The 3419-nt window shown below is 63.0% G+C and carries 5 protein-coding genes; 1 reads left to right on the forward strand and 4 read right to left on the reverse strand.

The features are described from left to right. On the forward strand, positions 1–361 hold a 361-nt coding region (locus AYR66_RS28260), incomplete at its 5' end, for an anti-sigma factor (RefSeq protein ID WP_170942280.1). Positions 362–370: 9 nt separating this feature from the next. On the opposite strand, the gene AYR66_RS08105 is transcribed toward AYR66_RS28260, so the two are convergent. The 4 genes from AYR66_RS08105 to AYR66_RS08120 form a co-directional block, all read right to left on the reverse strand. Next, positions 371–1150: a ferritin-like domain-containing protein gene (locus AYR66_RS08105; protein WP_234814850.1), complete on the reverse strand. Its 780-nt coding sequence runs from the start codon at positions 1148–1150 to the stop codon at positions 371–373. Between the two features lie 14 nt (positions 1151–1164). Continuing rightward, positions 1165–2337 (reverse strand): hypothetical protein, encoded by a 1173-nt coding sequence (locus AYR66_RS08110; protein ID WP_088707082.1) that lies wholly within the window; start codon positions 2335–2337, stop codon positions 1165–1167. Between the two features lie 169 nt (positions 2338–2506). Continuing rightward, positions 2507–2914, reverse strand: a complete 408-nt coding sequence (locus tag AYR66_RS08115; RefSeq protein WP_088707083.1) for a YybH family protein — start codon at positions 2912–2914, stop codon at positions 2507–2509. 41 nt (positions 2915–2955) lie between these two features. After that, on the reverse strand, positions 2956–3419 hold a 464-nt coding region (locus AYR66_RS08120), incomplete at its 5' end, for an SIR2 family NAD-dependent protein deacylase (RefSeq protein ID WP_337366850.1).

Here is a 3419-nt window from a genome sequence, read left to right on the forward strand (position 1 = left end):
CCTGCCCGGTCCGGACGTGCCTATCGCGAATTACATCGCCACGCTGGCCGACGACAAGGCGCAACCGGCGATGGTCATCATCGGCGATGCCCGTCGTCGCCAGATCACAGTACGGATCGTGGCGCCGCAGGTGCTGGCGGCGGACCGCAGCCTCGAACTATGGGCGGTGCCGAAGGAAGGCGCACCGCGTTCGCTCGGCCTCGTGTCCGCCGACGGAACGGTGACGTTGCCGCTCCCCGAAAACGCCAGCCCCGACATGATTCCGGTGTTGGCCATCAGCCTCGAGCCCAAGGGCGGCTCGCCCAACCGGAATGCGCCGAGCGGGCCGATCCTGTACAAGGGCGCGTGGCTGAAGACCTGAGTTGCCACATCAGTGCAGCTGTGCCGGGTTGGCATCTCCGATATCGTCGATCAGCGCCCCCTGCGAGATCACTTCGCCGATGGTCGCTTCCTGATACCAGGTCTGCACCTGCTGCAAGTGCGCCCGCTCCTCATCCAGCGCCACCGAAAAATCGGTGATCAGCGCATTCTGGCTCTGGTCCTCGGCCAACGCGATCAGGAATTCCCAGCCGGCGTTATCGCTCATCTCCGCTACCAGGATTGCATGCAGCGACTGGGCGATCGTGGTCCGCGGATCGGTTACGACCTGCATCAGCCCCATCGACTCCACGCCCGCCAGGTCGGCGCACGGCGTCTGCGACGTCGGGTCGCCGCCCAATGATTCGATGGCATCCGCAACAATCGCGAAATGCCGCGCCTCGTCCTGGCGGATCTTCTGCAGGTCGGCCAGCGTCATGCTGGTGGACTGGTCCTGCATGGTTTCGAACTTGGTGATGAGCGCGTCGTACAGGCGCGTGCCAGTACGCTCGAAGGCGAGGCGTTCGCCCAGCTTGTCCAGCAGCAGTTGCGGCTGGTCGCCGGTCAGCATCGACACGCCGGTCGTCATCGCGCCCTTCACCGTGCCTGGCAGGGGCACCGATCCGACGGGATCGGATTCAGCAATGCTTGCGCTGCGCATCTCTGCCAGCGCACTGTCGTCGCCCGGCGCAGCGGGCGTCATCGATGCGGGCGTACCCTGCATTGCAGACGCGTCGAAGGGCGACATCTGCATGCCGGTGCGGTTCATGCCCATGGGTGTTTGCTCTTTCATGGCTGCTCCTCAAACTAGATGGCGACCGCAACCTTGCGGTTGAGCTCGGTACCCGGCGACCAGATGTAGCCGCCTGCGACCGCTTCGCTAGGCGAGCCGCTGGAGTTGATGTGGGTGCGGTAGTCGATCGACGCCTTGCTTTCCTTCGACTTGTCGACGAATTGCGTGCCGTTGGCGCGCAGGTCGAGTTCCTGCGCCAGCACCTGCCGCACGAAGTCGCGCTGGCTGGCAAATTGCACCGGCTCGGGAAGGTCGTCAGGGAACAGCTCGGCCGGGTCGCGTTTTTCGTGCTGCTTGAAGAGTTCGGCGACGGTATTGAAGTGGCCGAGTTCGTAGTCGAGGAAGCGCTCCCAGATCGCCTTGATGCGCGGATTGGTTTCCTGCTGCACGCAGCTGTAATAGTTGTACACCTCGACCGCTTCATGCATCAGCCATTGCTCGAGCACCGTCTCCTCGGGGCAGATCAGCGAGCCGTACTGGGTGACGTGCTGCTCCTCGATGGAAGCGATTTCCGCATAGAGTTGCCGCGCCACCGGATCGGCGAACTGCGGGCCGATGTTCATGTAGTAATCGTGGGTCTGGAATTCCGCCGCCGTGATCATCAGCGCGTGAAGCTTGCTCAGGGGCGCGGCCGTCGCGCGGTCATAGGGCTCGCGCAGGTCGTCCTGCGGATGGCGGTGCTCGTCCACCGTCGGCCGTCCCGGCAGGATGTCGGTATAGCTCTGCAATATGTTGTTTGCATCCTTGCCCTCAAGGCGATCGAGCAAGGCGGAATAGCGGTACAGGTGGTCGAAGTCTTCCAGCAAGCCGAAGCGGTATGCCTGCGCAAAATACGGGTCGGGCTCGCGCTGTGCGACGGCGGCGGTCACCTCGATCGCGACCTGCTCGTAGGCAATCGTGGTTTCAAGCTGGGAATGGTCGGGACCCAGCAGCCAGTTGACCATGGTGGCCTGGTGCTGCTCGGTGCGGCGGATCTGCGCGAGTTTCGGCCGCAGCTCTCGGCTCAGGCGCGCGGCCATGTGCTGGAAGCGCAGGGCTTCGAGCTCGATGCCGTTCATGAGGATGATGCGCACGCGGGTGAAGGCGTCGTCGTCGAGCTTGCTGATCGGCTTGCCTACCATGTCGCGCCAAGTGAAGCGCTGCTGTTCGAGCGGACAGCCTTTCGCTGTGAAAAGATTGAGGGACATTGCACTGCTCCTTTCATGCCATGCTTGTGAAGCGTTTGCGGGAACGGGCTGCGGTCGCAACTTCCGTGCCGCCCGAAATACAGCGGCGCGCCGCATTTGCGCACGGAGCAGCAATGCCCGTTCTTACACAGGCGTGGTAAGGCTTACAGCATGAAGAAGCAATTGAGGACTAGGAGAACATCGAGACGGGTTCCGGCGTGAGCATATTGGCGTCGCGCACGATCACCCATCCGGCTTCCGGCGATTTGCGCAGGATGGACAGCGAGTTGCCCGAGCGGCGCATCGGCAGGCCTTCGCGATGCGGCGTCACGGTGACGGTGAGGTGGGTCCAGCAATAGGCGAGGTCATTGGTAACGTGGAGTTCCTTGATCTCGCCTTCCGATTCGATACGGTAATGTTTCATGCCTTCACTGAAGGCTTCCATGTAGGCTTGCCGCCCGCGCATCGGCTGCTGCCCCGGCATCAGGAAAATCACATCCTCGTCCATCAATTCGGACAGGCGCTGCAGGTTGCCTTCCGCGGAGGCGGTCTGCCATTCGTTGATCAGCATGCGGATGATCTGTTCATCGTTTTTCATCGAAGCACCCTCCTTCGGAATGGACGGCAAGAGCAGCCCGGTCAGGCAGGCCAGGCAGGCCAGGCAGCCTGCAACAGCGCGGGCATGACTTCACCCGATCTCCCGCGCAGTACGTACTGCGCAATCTCATCATGACTGGTGGCTTCCGGGTTGATCTGAATCACAGTGCGTCCGCACGAGCGCGCATAACGCGGCAGGCTGGCCGCCGGTTCGACCAGGCTGGAGGTGCCGATGCAGAAAAAGATGTCAGCGGTTTCCAGTACTTCGGCCGCCCGCGTCCATGCTGGTGCCGGCAGGGCTTCGCCGAACCAGACCACCCCGGGGCGAATCAGGCCGCGGCAGTGCGGGCAGGCGGGCGGTGTGCCCGCATCCAGTTCCGCTTCAGCGGCGGGCCGGCCGCAATTGGCGCACAGGTTATGCCAGATATTGCCGTGCAATTCGATGACATCGCTGCTGCCCGCCTGCAGATGCAGGCCGTCGACATTTTGCGTGATCACGGTGACGC

It is taken from the genome of Noviherbaspirillum denitrificans (assembly GCF_002211445.1).
Classification (GTDB): domain Bacteria; phylum Pseudomonadota; class Gammaproteobacteria; order Burkholderiales; family Burkholderiaceae_D; genus Noviherbaspirillum; species Noviherbaspirillum denitrificans.

Coding starts and splice junctions, on each gene's coding strand:
- AYR66_RS08110 (WP_088707082.1), bottom strand. CDS start 2,337: ATGTCCCTCAATCTTTTCACAGCGAAAGGCTGTCCGCTCGAACAGCAG.
- AYR66_RS08105 (WP_234814850.1), bottom strand. CDS start 1,150: ATGAAAGAGCAAACACCCATGGGCATGAACCGCACCGGCATGCAGATG.
- AYR66_RS08115 (WP_088707083.1), bottom strand. CDS start 2,914: ATGAAAAACGATGAACAGATCATCCGCATGCTGATCAACGAATGGCAG.